Source organism: Staphylococcus pasteuri (assembly GCF_030547725.1).
GTDB lineage: Bacteria > Bacillota > Bacilli > Staphylococcales > Staphylococcaceae > Staphylococcus > Staphylococcus pasteuri.
Genome location: NZ_JAUOQO010000296.1, coordinates 1 through 277 on the forward strand (window position 1 = coordinate 1; position 277 = coordinate 277).

A 277-nucleotide genomic window follows, 5' to 3' on the forward strand; every position below is an offset into this window, starting at 1 on the left:
GTCATGCACCGACAACAGGTATTCATCACCGGCATCTGCCGCGGCCTGCATCTCTTTCAGATGGGCGGCCATACGGTCGACCAAGGCGCCCCCTTCGCGGGCAATGGCGCGTTTGACGCCGCGACATTCGATGTCATGGCGCAGGCGGATCAATTCCTCGGCGTCTTCGGCGCGGCAATCGGACACCGTGGTGCCGCGATGCGGCTGGCGATGCACCAGCCCCTCTTCCTGCAACAGCAACAGGGCTTCGCGCACTGTGCCTTGGCTTACCTCGACC

Annotated in this window: 1 protein-coding gene; it reads right to left on the bottom strand. The window is 63.9% G+C overall.

The genetic code is table 11. From position 1 onward, the window contains the following. Positions 1 to 277 (bottom strand): GntR family transcriptional regulator (locus Q4528_RS13735; protein WP_303522118.1); only part of this gene is annotated, 277 nt, incomplete at both ends.